The organism is Streptomyces sp. DH12 (assembly GCF_020873895.1).
Classification (GTDB): Bacteria; Actinomycetota; Actinomycetes; order Streptomycetales; family Streptomycetaceae; genus Streptomyces.
The window spans coordinates 1-431 of record NZ_JAHWGT010001263.1 but is presented as its reverse complement, the minus strand read 5'-3'; the positions used below and the strand labels follow the sequence as shown (position 1 = coordinate 431).

At 63.8% G+C, this 431-nt stretch carries 1 protein-coding gene and 1 pseudogene; both read left to right on the top strand.

All coding sequences use genetic code 11. The features are described 5' to 3' along the window. Positions 1-131, top strand: a pseudogene (locus tag LPA54_RS39585) (CoA ester lyase); the annotation flags it as partial. A 5-nt stretch (positions 132-136) separates the two neighbouring features. After that, positions 137-431: MaoC family dehydratase (locus tag LPA54_RS39580; protein ID WP_228985237.1), on the top strand; the 295-nt coding region annotated here is incomplete at its 3' end.

Genomic DNA, 431 nt, shown 5'->3' with positions numbered 1-431 from the left:
AGAAGGGCTCCGCGATGCTCGGCGACGAGATGATCGACGAGGCCAGTCGCAAGATGGCCCTGGTCATCGCGGGCAAGGGGCGTGCGGCCGGCATGCGGCGCACGTCGACGTTCGAGATCCCGGAGGCCTGACCGTCATGCAGTTCGGACGCACCTACGAGGAGTTCGAGGTCGGGGCGACGTACAAGCACTGGCCGGGGAAGACGGTCACCGAGTACGACGACCACCTGTTCTGTCTCCTCACCATGAACCACCACCCGCTCCACATGGACGTCAACTATGCGGAGAAGACGACGGACTTCGGCAAGAACGTCGTCGTCGGGAACTACATCTACTCGCTGCTGCTCGGCATGAGCGTGCCGGACATCTCCGGCAAGGCCATCGCCAACCTGGAGATCGAGTCGCTCAAGCACGTGGCCCCGACCTTCCACG